At 71.2% G+C, this 18,263-nt stretch carries 19 protein-coding genes; 11 read left to right on the forward strand and 8 right to left on the reverse strand.

Annotated elements, in window-relative coordinates; all coding sequences use genetic code 11:
- Positions 1–17: 17 nt before the first annotated feature.
- From JJ691_RS45465 to JJ691_RS45475, 3 genes are all read right to left on the reverse strand, one after another.
- Complete coding sequence (locus tag JJ691_RS45465; protein WP_211765588.1) at positions 18–410, reverse strand: rhodanese-like domain-containing protein; 393 nt, start codon at positions 408–410, stop codon at positions 18–20.
- Entirely contained in the window at positions 407–907 is a 501-nt protein-coding gene (locus JJ691_RS45470; RefSeq protein WP_211765589.1) for a cysteine dioxygenase, read from the reverse strand. Before JJ691_RS45470 ends, JJ691_RS45465 begins: the two co-directional genes overlap by 4 nt.
- A gap of 353 nt (positions 908–1,260) precedes the next feature.
- Complete coding sequence (locus JJ691_RS45475; protein ID WP_211765590.1) at positions 1,261–2,889, reverse strand: hypothetical protein; 1,629 nt, start codon at positions 2,887–2,889, stop codon at positions 1,261–1,263.
- Between the two features lie 115 nt (positions 2,890–3,004).
- On the opposite strand from JJ691_RS45475, the gene JJ691_RS45480 reads away from it, so the two are divergent.
- Both JJ691_RS45480 and JJ691_RS45485 read left to right on the forward strand, forming a co-directional pair.
- Positions 3,005–3,532, forward strand: coding sequence for an RNA polymerase sigma factor (locus JJ691_RS45480; protein WP_211765591.1), 528 nt, complete (start codon positions 3,005–3,007; stop codon positions 3,530–3,532).
- Positions 3,533–3,651: 119 nt separating this feature from the next.
- The gene (locus JJ691_RS45485) at positions 3,652–4,335 is read left to right on the forward strand and encodes a VOC family protein (protein ID WP_211765592.1); all 684 of its coding nucleotides are present in this window, start codon (positions 3,652–3,654) and stop codon (positions 4,333–4,335) included.
- A 94-nt stretch (positions 4,336–4,429) separates the two neighbouring features.
- Here JJ691_RS45485 and JJ691_RS45490 read toward each other — a convergent pair whose 3' ends face one another.
- Together JJ691_RS45490 and JJ691_RS45495 are read right to left on the reverse strand one after the other, a co-directional pair.
- Positions 4,430–5,116, reverse strand: coding sequence for a S1 RNA-binding domain-containing protein (locus tag JJ691_RS45490; RefSeq protein WP_211765593.1), 687 nt, complete (start codon positions 5,114–5,116; stop codon positions 4,430–4,432).
- A gap of 216 nt (positions 5,117–5,332) precedes the next feature.
- Positions 5,333–5,776: a MarR family winged helix-turn-helix transcriptional regulator gene (locus JJ691_RS45495; RefSeq protein ID WP_211765594.1), complete on the reverse strand. Its 444-nt coding sequence runs from the start codon at positions 5,774–5,776 to the stop codon at positions 5,333–5,335.
- 96 nt (positions 5,777–5,872) lie between these two features.
- Between JJ691_RS45495 and JJ691_RS45500 the strand changes: the two genes are divergently transcribed.
- Positions 5,873–6,970, forward strand: coding sequence for a cytochrome P450 (locus JJ691_RS45500; protein WP_211765595.1), 1,098 nt, complete (start codon positions 5,873–5,875; stop codon positions 6,968–6,970).
- Positions 6,971–6,976: 6 nt separating this feature from the next.
- Here JJ691_RS45500 and glgX read toward each other — a convergent pair whose 3' ends face one another.
- A complete protein-coding gene (glgX, locus tag JJ691_RS45505) occupies positions 6,977–9,103 on the reverse strand; it encodes a glycogen debranching protein GlgX (protein ID WP_442912565.1) in 2,127 nt (708 codons plus the stop codon).
- A 110-nt stretch (positions 9,104–9,213) separates the two neighbouring features.
- On the opposite strand from glgX, the gene JJ691_RS45510 reads away from it, so the two are divergent.
- From JJ691_RS45510 to JJ691_RS45540, 7 genes are all read left to right on the forward strand, one after another.
- Positions 9,214–9,993: an ABC transporter ATP-binding protein gene (locus JJ691_RS45510; protein ID WP_211772142.1), complete on the forward strand. Its 780-nt coding sequence runs from the start codon at positions 9,214–9,216 to the stop codon at positions 9,991–9,993.
- A 97-nt stretch (positions 9,994–10,090) separates the two neighbouring features.
- Complete coding sequence (locus tag JJ691_RS45515; protein ID WP_211765596.1) at positions 10,091–10,870, forward strand: enoyl-CoA hydratase/isomerase family protein; 780 nt, start codon at positions 10,091–10,093, stop codon at positions 10,868–10,870.
- A complete protein-coding gene (locus JJ691_RS45520; protein ID WP_249227449.1) occupies positions 10,860–11,831 on the forward strand; it encodes a class I SAM-dependent methyltransferase in 972 nt (323 codons plus the stop codon). The genes JJ691_RS45515 and JJ691_RS45520 overlap by 11 nt, the downstream gene beginning before the upstream one ends.
- Positions 11,821–12,993, forward strand: coding sequence for a THUMP-like domain-containing protein (locus JJ691_RS45525; RefSeq protein WP_211765597.1), 1,173 nt, complete (start codon positions 11,821–11,823; stop codon positions 12,991–12,993). The genes JJ691_RS45520 and JJ691_RS45525 overlap by 11 nt, the downstream gene beginning before the upstream one ends.
- 60 nt (positions 12,994–13,053) lie before the next feature.
- Positions 13,054–13,731 carry a DUF4232 domain-containing protein gene (locus tag JJ691_RS45530; protein ID WP_211765598.1) on the forward strand — a complete coding sequence of 226 codons (678 nt, stop codon included), beginning with the start codon at positions 13,054–13,056 and terminating at the stop codon, positions 13,729–13,731.
- A gap of 45 nt (positions 13,732–13,776) precedes the next feature.
- A complete protein-coding gene (locus tag JJ691_RS45535) occupies positions 13,777–14,529 on the forward strand; it encodes an HAD family acid phosphatase (protein WP_249227450.1) in 753 nt (250 codons plus the stop codon).
- Positions 14,529–15,221, forward strand: coding sequence for an aspartate/glutamate racemase family protein (locus tag JJ691_RS45540; RefSeq protein WP_211765599.1), 693 nt, complete (start codon positions 14,529–14,531; stop codon positions 15,219–15,221). The genes JJ691_RS45535 and JJ691_RS45540 overlap by 1 nt, the downstream gene beginning before the upstream one ends.
- Here the strand turns inward: JJ691_RS45540 and JJ691_RS45545 are convergent.
- Positions 15,202–16,137 carry a nucleoside hydrolase gene (locus JJ691_RS45545; RefSeq protein ID WP_211765600.1) on the reverse strand — a complete coding sequence of 312 codons (936 nt, stop codon included), beginning with the start codon at positions 16,135–16,137 and terminating at the stop codon, positions 15,202–15,204. The two genes, JJ691_RS45540 and JJ691_RS45545, sit on opposite strands and share 20 nt — an antisense overlap.
- Before the next feature lie 12 nt (positions 16,138–16,149).
- Between JJ691_RS45545 and JJ691_RS45550 the strand changes: the two genes are divergently transcribed.
- Positions 16,150–16,899, forward strand: coding sequence for an acyltransferase (locus JJ691_RS45550; protein ID WP_211765601.1), 750 nt, complete (start codon positions 16,150–16,152; stop codon positions 16,897–16,899).
- A 92-nt stretch (positions 16,900–16,991) separates the two neighbouring features.
- Here the strand turns inward: JJ691_RS45550 and JJ691_RS45555 are convergent, their stop codons facing one another.
- A complete protein-coding gene (locus JJ691_RS45555; protein WP_211765602.1) occupies positions 16,992–18,242 on the reverse strand; it encodes a glycosyltransferase family 4 protein in 1,251 nt (416 codons plus the stop codon).
- Positions 18,243–18,263: the final 21 nt, after the last annotated feature.

Genomic DNA, 18,263 nt, shown 5'->3' on the forward strand with positions numbered 1-18,263 from the left:
CGCCCGCCGTGATGCCGCTACGGCACCGCCGGCCGGCCGCCGGCCACCACCGGCAGCCCGGCCGCCGCCCACGCCCGGAAGCCGCCCTCCAGGTCGGTCGCCGTCTTCAGGCCCAGGCGGTGCAGATCCCGCGCGGCCAGACTGGACGCGTAGCCCTCGTTGCAGAGCACGATCACCTTCGTGTCCCGGTCGACCTGCGGCAGCCGGTGGTCGCTGCTCGGGTCCAGCCGCCACTCCAGGTGGATCCGTTCCACCGGCACCGAGCCGGGGATCTCGCCCTCGGCGGCCCGGTCGGCGATGGGACGGATGTCGACCAGCAGCGCACCCTCGCGGCGCAACCGGTCGGCCTCGGCCGGGGTCACCCGCTCCAACTCGGCGCGGGCCTGGTCGAGGTAGTCGTCGACGGTCACTTCACGTCCTCCAGGCTGGCGTATTCGCGGGTCGGCAGCAGCGGCGGCGAGTAGGCGTGCACGCTCGCCGCCGGGGCGACACCCAAGTTACGCACCTGATGGGCCCGGCCGCCGCTGAAGCCGACGGCGGCGCCCAGTTCGCGCCGCATGCTCCGGATCGGGCCGCCGGGGTAGCGGTAGTCCTCGGTCAGTTCGCCCTTGAGCACCGTGAACGAGCCCGCCGCGCCGCCGTGGTCGTGCGGATGCGTGCCCTGTCCCGGCAGCCACGACAGCAGCCAGACCTCCACGCCGCCGGTCAGCGCCAGCCGTGCCCACCAGCGCTGCTGCTCCTCGAACCGCAGCACGCCCAGCAGCGGCGTGGTCAGCTCCGTGGCCAACGTGCTGGTCAGGTCCCGTAGCTGCGACGGCGTCCACAGCGGACGGTCGGGCTGGATCAGGTCCCGCAGCAGCGGTTGGTCGAGGTCGGGATGGACGTCGAGGTCGAAGGCGAGGGTCACGGCTACTCCAGGTGTCGCGGCGCTGGGACGGGCGTGTGCGTACGCGACGGGCCGGCGGCTCGCTTGTGACGTGGGCGATCAGCGGCTGCGTCGCGTCCCGGTACACCCGCAGGACGCCACGCGAACGAGGTCGACCACGAGGTCTGACCAAGTCGTTCGCCGCCGAATCATGTCTCCATGTTGGCATGTCCGGCCAGGGCCCGGCACCCGCTTCCACCTGGTGAAATTCTGTCGATCACCGACGCTTCCCACCTCCCCGCGAGTCCCGTTCTCAGACAACCGAAAAGCAGGTTTCGGACAATGCCGGAACCTGCTTTTCGGTTGCTCCAGAGCGGGACTCGCGGGGGTTCGGGTTAGCCGCGGGTGTGCCAGCCGCGGTGGCGCTCGGCCAGTTTCCGGGCGTGGGCGGCCACCGTCTCGTCGCCGTAGTGCTCGGCCGTCACCAGCAGCACCTCGCACGTCCTGGGATGATCCGACCGCCACACCAGGTTCAGGAACTCGATGGTCTGGGCCGTGTCGCCGTGCTCGGCCACCGCGTCCAGCACCCGCGACACCCCGCCGGCGTCCAACAGTCCCGACAGCTCAACGACATTCGCGTCCGCGACCCGCACCGCCGGCACGTCGCCCTCGTCCAACGCCTTGTGCCGCAACAACCACAGCAGCGCCGGGCCGTCGTGCGGGCCGCCCAGCAGCAGCCGCACCGGCGGCACCGTGGCCCGGTCGCCGAACACCTCGCCGCAGGTCCGGATCGCCACCATCACCTCGGCTGTCGGCCGGTCCGGGGTCGCGATGCGGCTGATCAACGCGCGCGGGTTGTGCTGGTCCGGCTCGCCGAGGCTCCACTCCCGCACGTCCTCGGCCCACTCGTCGCCGGCCGCCGCGACGGCGTCGATCAGCTCGTCCACCGTGGCCCACAACGGATCCGGCAGCACCCGCACCAGCAGCCCGTTGCGCTCGGCCAGGTCCACCAGGATCGGCATGCCGCAGGCCGTCAGCCGGGCCTCGCTGCCCAGCGCGAACATCAGGCCGCTGTCCATCAGGAAGTCCACGACCTCGCTGGACACCGGCAACTCGGCCAGGTCCAGCGACCGGCGCGCCACCGCCGCCTGCACCAGTTCGACGCTCAGCTGCACCAGGCTGCGGCCGGGCAGCTTCGGGTGCGCCTCGAAGACCTTGCGGATCAGGTTCAGCGAATGCTTCTCGACCTTGCGCCACGCCGCCACCTGCACCAGGCGGCCCTTCAACCGCCGCACGGCACCAGCCGCCAGCGCCCACGCCAGCACCCGCGGCAGCTCCGTGGCGTCCACGCCGAGCACCAGCGCGAGCTCCGCCGGCAGCTCGCGCTTGTCCACCAGCTCGATGCCGTCCTCGCCGCACGCCTGCCGCAGCTGCGCGAACCACACGAACACCGGCGCCCGCTCCGCCGCGAACCACTGCTCCCGCTCGTTTGGCAGCCGCAGCGGGCCCACTGTGCGCCGCTCGATCCCCACCAGCGCCTTGGCCACCTCGTCGGCCGGCATCGTGCGCACCCGGGACACCAGCTCGGCGAACGTCAGTTCCTCGTCGCCGCGCACGTGGTGCATCAGCGCCTTGGCCCGCACGTCGTAGGACGACCGGTGCTCCGCCGCCTCCAACACCCCCTCGCACCGCTCGACGATGTCGTCCGGATGGTCGCTGTCCGGCGACAACATGCCCCTGGCGGCCAGGAACTCCACCAGCAGGCCCAGCGTCGGCGCCCCGCTCGCGCACACCGTCTCCGGCAGGTTCAGCCGGTCCGGCAGGTACTCCAGCAGGAACCGCTCGACGTCGCGGACCGTCCAGCGGAAGGCGCTGTCGTTCGGGCCGAGGCTGCTCCAGTCCAGCGCCAGGATGGCGTCCTCGACGTGCTCCACCGGCTGCGCCCGGCGGTGCTCGGCCCACTCCACGAACCGCGAGACCAGCTGGTCGCGAAGCTCGGGGTCGGTGCCCCACGGCTGCTGCATGGCGTCATCGTGTCAGAGGGCGCCAGCATCGTGCGCTGGCTGTACGCGAATGGTCGCTCCCCGTGAAGGGTGGTTTTTTCCGTCGGAGTTCGGGGAGCCGGAACGATGAGTAGGCATGAACCAACCGTCCGGGGTGCGGCCGGACCCGGGGCTCACCCTGCTCGACCTGTACGAACAGGCGCTGCCCCAGGTCTACGGCTACCTGCTGGCCCGCTGCGGGCAGCGGCCGGTGGCCGAGGACCTCACCACCGAGGTCTTCCTGGCGGCCATGGATTCCTGCCGTCGCGGCAAGGCGACCGAGGTCAGCACTAGTTGGCTGATCGGCATCGCCCGGCACAAGCTCGTCGACCACTGGCGGCGGGCCGAACGCGAACGCCGTGGCCTCCGCGTCCTCGGCGGACTCGCCTGCGAGCCCGAGGACCCGTGGGATGAGCGGCTGGATGCCTTGCTGGCTCGGGAGGTTCTGGCTTCGCTGTCCGCCCCGCACCGGTCGGTGCTCACCCTGCGCTATCTCGACGGCCTGCCCGTGCCCGAGGTCGCTCGCTGCCTCGGGCGGACCGTGCACGCCACCGAGGCCCTGCTCGTCCGGGCCCGCGGCGCTTTTCGGGCCCACTACCAGAGCCGTGAGGAGGGCACCCGATGACCGATCCGTTCGAGGACCTGCTCGAGCCGGTGGTTCCCGTCGATCCCGACCCGCGGTTCGCCGCCGGTCTGCGTGCCCTGCTCGAGGCCGCATTTGTCCGTCCCATGTCTGGAGGTTCTATGCCTGTCACCGCCGTTCAGGGCGATGTCGTCTACGCGTCCCTGTGGTCGCCCGACGCCGCCCGTGCCGCCGCCTTCTACGGTTCCGTCCTGGGTTGGCGGATCTCCGCCGACCACCGACGCGTCGAGGGGCTGGGGCAGCACCTCGGGCTGTGGTCGGATTCCCGGCGCACCACCTTCCTCAGCCACGCCGTCACCGACATGGACGCCGCCATCGCCCGCGTCCGGGCCGCCGGTGGCACTGCCGGCGATGCCGTCGAGGAGCCGTACGGTCTCAGCGCCCAGTGCGTCGACAACCAGGGCCTGCCCTTCGCCCTGCACCTCTCCTCGCCCGGGCCGCAGCCGTCCACCTTCGCTCAGGGCGAGATCGTCTACTTCACCATGCACGTCCGCGATTCCGCCTCCGCCCGGGCGTTCTACGGCTCCGTCTTCGGCTGGACCTTCACCCCCGGCCGCGTCGCCGACGGCTGGCAGGTCCAGGGCCCCGCCCTCGGCTTCGGCCTGCAGGGCGGTCACGCTGAGGCCGCCGTCCTGCCCATGTACGTCGTCACCGACGTCTCCGCCGCCGTCGCCCGCGTCCGCTCCGCAGGCGGCACCGCCACCGACCCCGTGCAGATGCCCTACGGCATCACCTCGGACTGCGTCGACGACCAGGGAGTGCCCTTCTACCTGGGCCAACTCTGATCCATCCACAGCCTGTGGGCAGCTTTCCCGGTTGTCCACAGGCTGTCCCCGTTCAAGGTCAACTTCGGGGTACCGCCGATAGGCTGAAACGGGGTCAGCCCCCAGGGTGGGTGGGGCTGTGGGTGCCCGGGGTGGCGGAATGTGAGTGTCGGCTTGTGGTGGTGTCTGGGCGTGCCGGCCGCTGAGACAGGGCCAGTCGACGTTGCGCTCGGTCGATTTCGGTGACCGCCACCGTGATCTCGTCACCGATCCGCAGGACGTCGTCGGTGGGCGAGGTCAGCTCTTTGCTGTGGACCAGCCCTGCCATGCCGTCGGCAACGCGGACGAACACGCCGAAAGGAACCAGCTTCGTGACCGGCCCGCGCAAGGTCTGGCCTACGGCGACGGTTTCGGCGAAGGCCTGGAACGGGTCGGGCCGCAATGCCCGCAGGGACAGGTGGGCCTCGCCGTTGTACGTGTCGAACTGGAGGAACTCGCACGCGATCCGCTGCCCGACTTGGACGACATCAGCGGCGGAGTCGATGCGGCCCCAGGACAGCTCGGGGATCGTGATGAAGCCGACGCCGGGAAACAGCGGGTGGCTGGGACCGTCATCCAGCGCCACGAACACGCCGAACCGTTCGATGGCCGCGACCACGCCGGACAGAACCTCGCCAGGACGGCGTCGGCTGAGAAAAGCCCACAGTTTCGGGTTCTCGGCCGGGGCAAGCGACAGCCGAGCCTCCTCGCGGTCCATGTCGACGGCGACGACTCCGGCGGTGACGCGGTCGCCGACCGCCACCTTCGGAGACGGAGACCAGCTCTGCTCCAACGGCCGACCATCCCCAGCGGGCGCGTGGGGAAGTCGTCGAGAGTCACCGCCCACTGGCGGTGACGGGCGACCGACGTGACGGTGCCCGAACAGACGTCGCCGACCTGGAGCGAAGCCAAGAACCTCCGAGCATCCTCGCTGTCCGACACGCCGCTCAGGCTCCCATGGCGGGCCGAGTGCGGGGAGTCACTGGGGGAAGCGCTGGATCTCCTCCTCGGTTCGCTCGGTGGCGGCGGTGATGAAGCGGAGCAGGGCCGAGAGCTCGGTGTCGTCGAGGTGGGAGAGGTCGCGGAGGTGGCTGGCGTTGAGGCGTTCGTAGAGGCTGCCGACGCGGTGGACGGCCTCGGGGTCGGGCTCGATGAGGACGCGGCGGCGGTCGTGGGGGTCGGGCACGCGGCGGACGTAGCCGGCCTGGACGAGGCGTTCGATCATCCGTGAGGCGGAGCCACTGGTGAGGGTGACGCGCCGGGCGAGCTCGCCGGCGGTGGCGGGCCCCTGGTTGGCCAGCACGTAAAGGGCCTGGAGATCGGTCCAGTTCAGGCCCAGGTGCTCGGCGATCATGCCGTTCAGCTGGATGACCGGGATCTGCCACCGGGCAATGGCCCGAAGGACTTCGTGCGACTCCGCCATCACGACAGCCTACTGCGTCGAACAGTCTCTGCGTCTTGCAGTAGCTGCGTTACGCAGTTAATGTCGGAGGCATCCCGATACGAGGAAGGCCTGCCGATGTCGGACGCCCCCACGGTCAGCTGCCCGTTCTCCACCGAAGCCAACGCCCCCGATCCGAGGCTGGGAGAGGCCGGCGTCGTGGTCCGGACGCAGGCCCCGGCGGGTGGGCCGATGTGGATCGTCACGGAGGCCGACCTGGCCCGAGAGGTCCTGGCCGACGGGCGCTTCGCCAAGGACCCGGCGCTGGCCCCGCCGAGTTGGAATCGGGCCACGGCGGGCCTGGAGCCGAGTGCGGCGGAGCAGATGTCGGTGACGACGCTGGACGGCGAGCCGCACGCACGCCTGCGGCGCGCACTGGCGCCGTTGTTCAGCGCGGCGAGGATGCAGGCGGCCTACCCACGGATGAAGGCCAGGGCAGAACGGCTCCTGGCCCGCTTAGGGCCGGGTGAGGTCGACCTGGTCGAGGACTTCACCACGAGGTATCCGCTGACGATCCTGTGCGACCTGCTCGGCATTCCGGACGACCAGGTGGACACGGTGATGAGCGCCTGCCGGCTGATGCACGTCGACTACCCGGCCAACGTGGGCCGAGCCATGGCGGCCTTTGCCACTTTGGCCCAAGCCGCGTTGGAGAACGCCGACGGACTGGCGGCCGAACTGGCCCGGCGCATGCCGCCGGACAGCACACGGAAGGACCTCGAATACCAGGTTTTCACGCTGCTGTTCGCCGGACAGCTCACGACTGATCTGACGGTGGGCTTCCTGCTGGCCCGCCTGCTCGGCGATCCCGCAGCGCCCCGCGACAATGACGAACTGGTGCGGGAAACTCTCCGCGAGCATCCGCCGGCGCCGTTCACGCTTTGGCGCTTCACAACGGTCGAGGTCGATCTGGCCGGTGTCCGGCTGCCGGCCAATTCCCCGGTGCTCATCGACATTCGGGGGATCAACGCTGTCAGTGACCTCACCTTCGGCGCCGGCCCGCATTACTGCCTGGGCTCCCAACTGGCCCGGCTCGAACTCCGGGCGTTGGCCGAGACCGTCCGTGACGCCTACCCGCACGCCCGGCTCACCACGCCGCTCAAAGCCTTACGCCACAGCGCACCGGGATCGATCATGGGCAGCCGGCTCCACACCCTCCCGGTGCGGCTGAGCTGACCCCGGTCACTTGCTGTTGCGGGGTGCCCGAAGCAGCAACGTGGTGCGGCCGGGGAGCTGGATCTGGCTGCCCGAGGCCAAAGGGGTCTGGTCGACCGGGGTGCCATCAGGGGTTCCGCTGTCCAGCATGGGCTCGAACAGCGGGCCGAACTCGGCCGGGGGCAGAGTGAAGGCGCAGGGGTCGCCGCCGGCGTGCAGGACGATGAGCCACGAATGGTCGGAGACGAGCTCGCCGGATTTGGTGCGGGACAGGCAGTTGGCGCCGTCGATCCAGACGCCGAGGGTGCGGCGGTCGTCGTCGAACCAGTCGGTCTCGGCCATCTCGGCCCCGTCGGGGCGCAGCCACACCAGGTCGGGCTCGCCGCTGGGAGTGATGCGGCCGTCGAAGAACTGGGGCTGCCGCAGCGCGGGGGAGGCGGCCCGCAGCGCCACGAGCCGTCCGGTGAACTCGAGCAGCGAGGAGGCGTCGGCGGACAGGTCCCAGTCCACCCAGGACATCTCGTTGTCCTGGTTGTACGCGTTGTTGTTGCCGTCCTGGGTCCGCCACATCTCGTCGCCGGCGGTGATCATGGGGGTGCCCATGGACAGCAGCAGGCTGGACATGAGGTTGCGGGCCTGGCGGGCCCGCAGCGCGAGCACGTCGGGTTCGGACGTCTCGCCCTCGGCCCCGCAGTTCCAGGACCGGTTGTCGTTGGTGCCGTCCCGGTTGTCCTCGCCGTTGGTCTCGTTGTGCTTGTCGTTGTACGAGACCATGTCGCGCAGGGTGAAACCGTCGTGCGCGGTGATGAAGTTGATCGACGCCCACGGCCGCCGGCCGTCGTCGGAGTAGAGGTCGCTGGAGCCGGTCAGCCGGTAGGCGAGATCGCGCACGCCCACGGCCCCGCGCCAGAAGTCGCGGACGGTGTCCCGGTAGCGCCCGTTCCACTCGGCCCACTGCACGCCGAACGCGCCGACCCGGTAGCCGTCGCCGGTGGCGTCCCAGGGCTCGGCGATCAGCTTGCAGCTGGCCAGCAGCGGGTCGCAGGCGATGGCGGTCAGCAGCGCGGCGTTGGGATCGAACGGACCGGCCCCGGGCCGCCCCAGCACGGAGGCGAGGTCGAAGCGGAAGCCGTCCACGCCCAGCTCACCGGCCCAGTACCGCAGGGAGTCGGTGACCAGCCGCACCACGGTCGGCGACCCGGCGTCCAAGGTGTTGCCGCAGCCGGTGATGTCCAGCCCCCGGCCGCCGTCGCCGTGCGCGTAGTACGCCGGGGCGTCCAGACCGCGGAAGCTCAGCGTGGGCCCCTCGAAGCCGGACTCGCAGGTGTGGTTGAACACCACGTCGACGACGACCTCGATGCCGGCGGCGTGCAGCGACGCCACCATGGTGCGGAACTCCTCGACCTCGCGCCCGGGCTCGCTGGCGTAGCCGGCGTAGGGGGCGAAGAAGCCGAGCGGCGAGTATCCCCAGTAGTTGTGGCGGTCGGCGGTCATCAGCGACGGCTCGTCCACAAAGGTGTGTACGGGCATCAGCTCGACGGCGGTGACGCCCAGCCGCACCAGGTGCTCGACCACGGACGGATGGGCCAGCCCCAGGTAGGTGCCCCGCAGGTGCTCGGGCACGTCGCGGTGCCGCTTGGTGTAGCCGCGCACGTGCAGCTCGTAGAACACGGACTCCTCGAACGGCACCTCGGGCTTCACGCCGGTGTCCGGCCCGCCGGGCGAGGTGACGACCGACAGCGGCACGCTGCCCAGCGAATCCACCGTGGAGGCCGGCCCGGTCGTAGCGTTGTCGACGTAGCCCAGCGCCGCCTCGAGGTTGGTCAGACCGCCGGTGATGCGTTTCGCGTAGGGGTCGACCAGCAGCTTGGCCGGATTGTGGCGAAGGCCACGTGCCGGATCGTACGGACCGTGCACGCGGTAGCCGTACTGCTGTCCGGGCAGCACGCCGTGCACCACGCCGTGCCACACCCCGAAGGTGCGTTCCGTGAGCTCAACGCGCTTCTCCTGCCCGTTGTCGACCAAGCACACCTCCACCGCCTCGGCCGTGGAGGAGGCGACGGCGAAGCGCACCCCGCCGGCCTCGGGGTGCGACCCGAGGGGGAAGGGGCGTCCGGCCAGCATCATCGGGTCCGGGGCAGGGTTGGCAACCACATCGCGATCTTCCCCGACCGGGTGCCCCGGTGCCAGGCCACGACGGGTGGGTTGTGAACAATGGACCGGTGACCGAGCCGATCAGTGCGGATGTCGATCTCGTCGTGGCGATGGAGAAGGTCAGCGTGCGGCGCGGCAGGACCACCCTGGTGCGCGGCATCGACTGGCGGGTCGAGCTGGACGAGCGGTGGGTGGTGCTGGGCCCGAACGGGGCCGGCAAGACCACCCTGCTGCGCCTGGCCGGCGCCGAGATGCACCCGACCACGGGGGCGGTGCACGTGCTCGGCGAGAAGCTGGGCCGCACCGACGTGTTCGAGCTGCGCACCCGCATCGGCGTCTGCTCGGCCGCGCTGGCCGGCCGGGTGCCGCCCGAGGAGAAGGTGGTGGACGTCGTCGTCAGCGCGGGCTACGGCGTCATCGGCCGCTGGCGTGAGCAGTACGACAGCATGGACACCGGCCGGGCCGAGGAGCTGCTGGCCGCGCTGGGCATCAAGCACCTGGCCGACCGCATGTTCGGCACGCTGTCGGAGGGCGAGCGCAAGCGCACGCTGATCTCCCGGGCCCTGATGACCGACCCCGAGATGCTGCTGCTGGACGAGCCGGCGGCCGGCCTGGACCTGGGCGGCCGCGAGGACCTGGTGGCCCGCCTGTCGGAGTTCGCCTTCGACCCGGACGCGCCGGCGATGGTGCTGGTCACCCACCACGTCGAGGAGATCCCGCCGGGCTTCACCCACGCGCTGCTGCTGCGCGAGGGCGGCATCGTGGCCCAGGGCCTGGTCGACGACGTGATCACCGCCCCGAACCTGTCCGCGGCCTTCGGCCAGGACCTGGAGCTGGACAAGGTCGGCGACCGCTACTTCGCCCGCCGCCGCACCGGCTCTGGTGCGTGAAAGCGCGTTTCCGCGCGTTGAACGAGAGGAATGGTCCTTTCCAAACGTGGGGTGCTACCGGCGGGTAGCCTGCGAGGCCTGGAGTCGAGGAGGACAGATGGCTGAGTTCGTCCGGCTAGAGGTGGACGGCGGGATCGGGGTCATCCGCCTGGAGCGGCCGCCGATGAACGCGCTGAACATGCAGGTCCAGGAGGAGATCCGGGCCGCCTCGGCCGAGGCGTCGCGGCGCGAGGACGTGCGCGCGGTGATCGTCTACGGCGGGCAGAAGGTGTTCGCGGCCGGCGCGGACATCAAGGAGATGGCCACGCTCTCCTACGTCGAGATGGCCGAGCGGGCCCAGCAGCTGTCCTCGGCGGTCGGCGCGGTGGCCGAGATCCCCAAGCCCACGGTGGCCGCGATCACCGGCTACGCCCTGGGCGGCGGCTTCGAGCTGGCCCTGTGCTGCGACCGCCGGATCGCCGGCGACAACGCCAAGGTGGGCCAGCCGGAGATCCTGCTCGGCATCATCCCGGGCATGGGCGGCACCCAGCGGCTGGCCCGGCTGGTCGGCCCGAGCAAGGCCAAGGACCTGATCTACACCGGCCGGTTCGTGGCCGCCGACGAGGCGCTGGCCATCGGCATGGTGGACGAGGTCGTCGCGCCGGACGACGTGTTCGAGGCGGCCAAGCGCTGGGCGTCCCAGTTCGCCGAGGGCCCGGCCCGGGCGCTGGCGGCGGCCAAGGCGGCCATCGACGGCGGCCTGGACGGGGACCTGGCCAGCGGCCTGAAGCTGGAGAGCCACCTGTTCGCGGCCCTGTTCGCCACCGAGGACCAGGCGGCCGGCATGCAGTCATTCATCGAGAACGGCCCGGGGAAGGCGAAGTTCAGTGGCAAGTGACGTGCAGGACCCGGCCCCCAACCCGCACGCCACCGAGGAGCAGGTGCAGGCCGCCTGGGACGACCCCAAGCTGGCCAACGTGCTCTACCACGACTGGGAGGCGGGCACCTACGACGAGAAGTGGTCCATCTCCTACGACCAGCGCTGCATCGACTACGCCACCGACCGGTTCCGGATGGTGGCCGGCGACCGCGGCTGGCCCTACGGCCGAGCGCTGGAGCTGGGCAGCGGCACCGGGTTCTTCCTGCTGAACCTGATGCAGGGCGGGGTGGCCCAGAAGGGCTCGGTGACCGACCTGTCGCCGGGCATGGTGCAGGTGGCGCTGCGCAACGCCGAGAACCTGGGCCTGGACGTGGACGGCCGGGTCGCCGACGCCGAGCGCATCCCGTACGAGGACAACACCTTCGACCTGGTGGTGGGGCACGCGGTGCTGCACCACATTCCGGACGTGCAGGCCGCGCTGGCCGAGGTGCTGCGGGTGCTCAAGCCGGGCGGGCGCTTCGTGTTCGCCGGCGAGCCGACCAAGATCGGCGACTTCTACGCCCGCAAGCTCGGGCAGATCACCTGGTGGCTGACCACCAACGTGACCAAGTTCGAGCCGCTGAACTCGTGGCGGCGGCCGCAGGAGGAACTGGACGAGTCCTCCCGCGCGGCGGCCCTGGAGGCGGTCGTCGACATTCACACGTTCGATCCGCTGGAGCTGGAGCGCACCGCCCGGGCCGCCGGCGCCCGCAACGTCAAGGCGGTCACCGAGGAGCTGTCGGCGGCGCTGTTCGGTTGGCCGGTGCGCACCTTTGAGGCGGCGGTGCCGCGTGAGAAGCTGGGCTGGGGCTGGGCGATGTTCGCCTACAAGACCTGGCAGCGGCTGTCCTGGCTGGACGAGAACCTGCTGTCCAAGGTGATGCCGCGGGAGCTGTTCTACAACGTGCTGGTGACCGGGACCAAGCCGGGTGGGGTATGAGTTCTCCGCCGCCGACGTCGCTTTCCTGACGTCGGCGGCGGGTCGGGCCGCGCTGGCCGAGGTCGGCGCGCTGCCCCTGACCGCCGCCTCGCGCCTGGCCGACGTGGCCACGGCCCGCAAGATCGTGCCGGATTTCGCCGCCGCCGTGCTGGAAACGGCTGTGCTGCGCCGAAAGTCCGTGGCCAAACTGTCCGGTGTGGACGAATGGCTGTTCACCGACGCCGCCCTGCAACAGGCGACGCCGTCGCTCGTGGCCGAACACCGGGCCCGGCGGCTGCGTGACCGCGACGTGCACGACGTGACGTGCTCGATCGGCGCCGACCTGACCGTGGTGGCCAGGGTGGCCAATCGGTGCGTTGGGTCCGATGTGGACGCTGTGCGGCTGAAGATGGCCCGCCACAACGCATCCGTCGCCGGTGTCGATCCGCTGCTGATTCGAGCAGACGCCTTGCGACCGTCCACTGCGAACACGGTCGTGGTCGCCGACCCGGCGCGGCGGGACACCTCGGGGCAGCGCAAGTGGCGCGCCGCCGACCTGGTGCCGCCGCTGGACGACCTCGTCGACGCCTACCGCGGCCGGGAGCTGGCCGTGAAGTGCTCGCCGGGCATGGACTTCGACGCCGCGCCCTGGGCCGACGAGATCGAGCTGGTCTCACTGGACGGCCAGGTGCGAGAGGCCTGTCTGTGGACCGGGTCGCTGGCCACGACGGCAAGACGGGCAACGGTTCTGCGCACGAACGGTCCCGAGTGGACGATCACCTTCGACGAGCCGGACGACTGCCCGGTCACGGCCGTCGGCGCCTGGATCGTGGACCCGGACGGGGCGGTGGTGCGAGCCGGTCTTGTCCGCCACTACGCGGCCCGGCACGGTCTGACCCAGCTGGACCCGCACATCGCCTACCTGACCGGCGACACGCCGCCGCCGGGAATCCGGGCCTTCCAGGTGATCGAGCACGGCCACTACAGTGAGAAGGCGCTGCGCGCGGTGCTGCGACGCCACCGGATCGGGCGACTGGAGATCCTCGTCCGAGGGCTTAACGTTGACCCGAACACGCTGCGGCCCCGATTGAAGCTGGCCGGTGACGCCGAGGCGACCGTCGTGCTGACGAGGATCGGTCACACCCCGACGGCGGTGCTCTGCCGGGCGCACGCAACCACCTGAGGTGTCACACGTCCTCTGATCGGGTACTCGAAACGCTGAGTGCGACTGGAGGCGAAGTCCATGACCAGGTCTTTCGGCATCGTGGCGGTCGCGGGCGTGATGGCGGTGGGACTGCTCACCGCGGCCTGCGGCAGCCCGAGCTCCACCAACGCGTCGTCCAACACCTCGACCACGCCCTCGTCGACGACGGCCACCAGCACGGCCAGCTCCGCGCCGGCCACCAGCAGCACGGACACCGGCACGAACACCGCGTCCGGCGCGGGCGGCGACGGCTCCGGCGGTGCGAGCGCGGCCAACGGCCAGTGCATCAGCGCCAACCTGAAGGTCACCGCCGGCGACGGCAACGCGGGCGCCGGGCACCAGTTCATCCCGATCGTGTTCACCAACGCCGGCGCCAAGCCGTGCACCATCGCGGCCTACCCCGGTGTGTCCTTTGTGGCCGGTGACGACGGGCACCAGGTCGGCGACCCGGCCACCCGGGTGTCGGCGAGCGCGCCGACGATCACGCTGCAGCCCGGCCAGGCCGCCTCGGCCGCGCTGAGCGTCGCCAACGTCGGCGTGTACGACGCGTCGCAGTGCAAGCCGGTGAGCGTGCGGGGACTGCGGGTCTACCCGCCGAACAACACCGCCGCCGTGTTCGTGCCGCTGTCCGGCGGCGTGCAGGGCTGCTCGGCCCACGTGCCCAACCAGACGCCGTTGCAGATCAAGCCGATGGTCGCGGGGACCAACGCCCAGTAGCCGGGGTAGGTTCGGGACTTCGTTGCACCCTGTGATTGGAGTCCCGTGGCCAGGTGGGCGAACACCGCGCTGGTGGTCGTGGCGGTGGGACTGCTCGCGGGCGGGGGCGTTGCCCTCGGCTCGCGGCAGTCCCCCGACTTCGGCCGTGAGCCGGCCAACATCGGCCAGGTCGAGAACGACGTGAAGGCCTACTACGGCGACACCGTGGACGCGAACGGCGTGCACCAACCGTCGCCGACCGGGCAGTGGGCCCGGCAGACGGCGCAGGCCGTGGCCGACGGCAAGTCGTTCCTGGCCCGCCGGCTCGCCCAGCGGGTCCAGCACCCGGCGATCGTGCTGGACGTGGACGACACGTCCGAGACCACGTTCGGCTACGAGGTGGCGCAGCAGTTCGCCTACAACCCGGCCGTCGCCGAGCAGTGGATCAACAATGGGCAGTTCCCGGCCATCAAGCCGACGCTGGAGCTGGCCCAGTGGGCCTTCCAGCACGGCGTGCAGGTCTTCTTCCTCACCGGCCGGCCCGAGCACCAGCGCGCGGCCACCCTGGCCGACCTGGCCAAGGACGGCTACCCGGCGCCGGCCGGCGCGTTCCTCAAGCCCGAGGGCCAGTGGCCGGCTTACCTGTCCTCGTGCGCGCCGACCTGCACCACGACCCAGTACAAGTCGTTGACCAGGGCGTACATCGAGTCCCAGGGCAACGACATCGTGCTCAACCTGGGGGACCAGTTCAGCGACCTCAACGGCGGCCACGCCGAGCGGCCGGTCAAGCTGCCCAACCCGATGTACTACCTGCCGTGATGGAACTCATCGGGGTCATCGGCGGCATGAGCTGGGAGTCGACGGCGCAGTACCTGCGGCTGCTCAACGAGGGCGTGCGGGACCGTCTCGGCGGGCTGCACTCGGCCCGGCTGCGGGTCGCGACCGTGGACTTCGCGCCGATCGAGCGGATGCAGGCCGACGGCGACTGGGCCGCGGCCGGCGAGGCACTGGCGCAGGAGGCTCGGTCGCTGGAGGCGGCGGGCGCGGCGTTCGCGCTCATTGCCACCAACACCATGCACAAGGTCTACGACCAGGTCGCCGCGGCGGTGACGATCCCCGTGCTGCATCTCGGGGACGTCACCGCCGCCGCGGTGCTGGAGGCCGGCCTGACCCGGGTCGGGCTGCTGGCCACCAAGTACACGATGGAGCAGGCCTTCTACCGCGACCGGCTGGCCGCGCACGGGGTCGAGACGGTGGTCCCGGACGAAGCCGGGCGGGCCGCTGTGCAGCGGATCATCTACGACGAGCTGTGCGTCGGGCGGGTCGAGGCGTCGTCCCGGGACGAGCTGCTGGCCATCGCCCGGGGCCTGGACGCCGAGGGCATCGTGCTCGGCTGCACCGAGTTGGAGCTCAGCGTGAGCCAGGAACACCTGGACGTGCCGGTGTTCCCGACCACCACGCTGCACTGCGCGGCGGCGTTGGACCTGGCCCTCAGCGCAGGACGCGACTGAGCACGAACTCCCCGAGCTCGGTGACGTCGGCATCGAGGGCCACGTCCACGAGCCGCCGATGCGAGTTCCGGCCTCGGCGCTGGTCGACGATCGTCGCCCCGCGGCCGGGGCCGTGCGAGGTGTCGACCTCGACCGGGCAGGCAGTGGTGCGCAGGATGCCGGGCGAGATGGCCTCGGCCAGGGCGATCGCGTCGTGCAGCACCATGCCGTCGATGCCGAGCACGCGTCGGTAGGTGGCCCGGTAGGACGGTGTGAGAGCGTGCAGGCCGCGAGCCACCGTGCCGCCGGCGGCCAGACGCTCCAGCCACGTGGCGTCGACTGCGCAGCGGTGGGTCAGGTCCAGCGGCACCAGCACGGTCGGCACGTCCTCCTCGGCCAGCACGCGGTGCGCGGCCTCGGGGTCGCTCCAGATGTTGAACTCGGCCGCCGCGGTCGTGTTGCCGCCCTTGGCGCTGCCGCCCATCGCCACGATGCGGCCGATCTTCGGCTTCAGCTCCGGGTGCAGCGCCAGCAGCAGGGCGACGTTGGTCATCGGTCCGATCGGGGCGATCGTGACCGGCTCGGTGGCCGTGCGCAGCAGGTCCGCCATCAGCGCCACGGCGTGCCGGCCGTCGACGTCCTTGGACGCCTTGGGCAGCGTGTCCGCCGCCCCGGACAAGCCGTCGCCGCCGTGCACCTCGCTGGCGCGGTGCGGGGTCGGGTGCACCAGCGGCCGGTCCGCCCCGGCTGCCACCGGCACGTCCGGGCGTCCGCACAGCTCCAGCAGCCGCAACGCGTTGGCGGTCGTGTTCTCCAGGCCCACGTTGCCGAAGACGGTGGTCACCGCGAGCAGGTCGACCTCGGGGCTGGCGGCGGTCAGCGCGATGGCGAAGGCGTCGTCGATGCCCGGGTCGGTGTCGATGATCAGCGGCGTCATAGTGTGCAGCCTATGACGAGCATGTGGGGCGCATCGCTGGCTTCGCGGCGCCGCGCCCGAAGGCGCGACCCCGAGCAGGCCCGCTTCCTCACCATGGCGTCGCTGCGGTGGATGCTGCGCAACCGGGCCTACACACCGTGGTACCTCGTGCGGTACTGGCGGCTGTTCAAGTTCCGGCTGGCCAACCCGCACGTGGTGCTGCGGGGCATGGTGTTCCTGGGCAAGAACGTGGAGCTGCACTGCCGGCCCGGCTACGGCCGGCTCGAGGTCGGCCGCTGGGTGCACATCGGCGACGGCAACTCGATCCGCTGCCACGAGGGCTCGCTGCGCATCGGCGACAAGGTCGTGTTCGGCAAGGACAACACCGTCAACTGCTACCTGGACGTCGAGATCGGCGCGGCCACCCTGGTCGCCGACTGGGTCTACGTCTGCGACTTCGATCATGTGGTGGCCGACATCACCATGCCCATCAAGGACCAGGGCATCGTCAAGACACCGGTGCGGATCGGTCCCGACTGCTGGCTCGGCGTGAAGACCACCGTGCTGCGGGGCACCCGCATCGGCCGCGGCTGCGTGCTCGGCGCCCACGCCGTCGCCCGTGGCGACATCCCCGACTACGCCATCGCCGTCGGCACCCCCGCCCGCGTCGTCCGCGACCGCCGGGCCGACTACGACGCCGACGCCGACCGCCGCGCCGCCGTCGCCGACATGGCCCGCAAGGCCGACGAAGCGTTGAAGCAGGCCCTGACCGACACCCCCTAAAACTCGCGAGTCCCGCGCTCAGGCAACCATGTGTCGAGTTTCGGACTGCCGGAACTCGACATTCAGTTGCCCGAGAGCGGGACTCGCGGTTTTTAGTGAAAGGCGTTGCCGGTGGCGATCTTGGGGCGGGCGAGGACGCCGTGGTCGCGGATCTCGGCTGCGGTGTAGACGGCCACGGTGCCCTCGGCGATGCGGCCCCAGTCGAAGTCGGTGCCCAGGCGGGCCTTGGCGGCGCGGGCGCGGCGCTGGGCGGCGTCGGGGTCGTTGAGGACGCCGCGGACGGCGGCGGTGAGGCCGTCGACGTCGGCGGGGGCGAACGAGGAGCCGGTCTTGCCGTCCACGACGACCTCGCCGAGGCCGCCGGCGGTGGAGGCGACCAGGGGAGTGCCGGCGGCGGCGGCCTCCAGGGCGACGATGCCGAAGGGCTCGTAGCGGCTGGGCAGCACGACGGCGTCGGCGGCGGCGAGCACGGCCGCCAGTTCACGGTCGGAGAGGTGGCCGGCGAACTCGACGGCCCGCAGCACCCGGTGTTTGCGGGCCTGGTCGGCAAGCCACTGGTCGTGGCTGCCGGTGCCGGCCACGACCAGCCTCGCGCCGGGGTGGCTGCGGCGGATCCGGGCCAGGCCAGCGATCAGGTCCTGGACGCCCTTCTCCCACTCCAGGCGGCCGAAGAACAGCAGCAGCGGCGCGTTCGGCGAGCCGTGCCGGTCACGGGCGGCGGCGACGTCGGCGGGCCGGACCCGCCAGCGTCGGGGCTCGATCCCGTTGTGCAGCACGGTGATCGTGTCGGGATCGACGTCGAACAGGTGCGTCACCTCGGCCCGCATCGCGGCGGAGCAGGTGATCAGGCTGTCGGCCCGGTTGGCCAGCCACCACTCCACGGAGTGCACCTGCTGGTTCAGCGGCTGCGACAGCCAGCCGCTGTGCCGGCCGGCCTCGGTGGCGTGGATGGTGGCCACCAGCGGCACCCCGGCCGTCTCGCTCAGCGCCACGGCCGGATGGGTCACCAGCCAGTCGTGGGCGTGCACGACGTCCGGCTGCCAGCTGCGCAGCAGCCGCAGGCCCTCGCGCACCATGCCGTGCCCCATGGCCAGCGTCCACGCCACCAGGTCGCGCTCGAACACCAGGTGCGGCGGGTCCTCGGCGATCCTGATCACCCGCACCCCGTCGGACGCGAAGTCCGAGGTCGGGTTGGTGCTCGCGTCGCTGCCAGTGGGCTGCCGGCACAGCACCACCACGTCGTGGCCCTGCTCGCCGAGTTTGCGGGCCAGCGCGTGGACGTGCCGGCCCAGCCCGCCGACCACGACCGGCGGGTACTCCCAGGACAGCATCAGGATCCGCATGACCTGGTGATCCTGCCATGC

This window comes from Kutzneria sp. CA-103260 (genome assembly GCF_018263855.1).
GTDB lineage: Bacteria > Actinomycetota > Actinomycetes > Mycobacteriales > Pseudonocardiaceae > Kutzneria.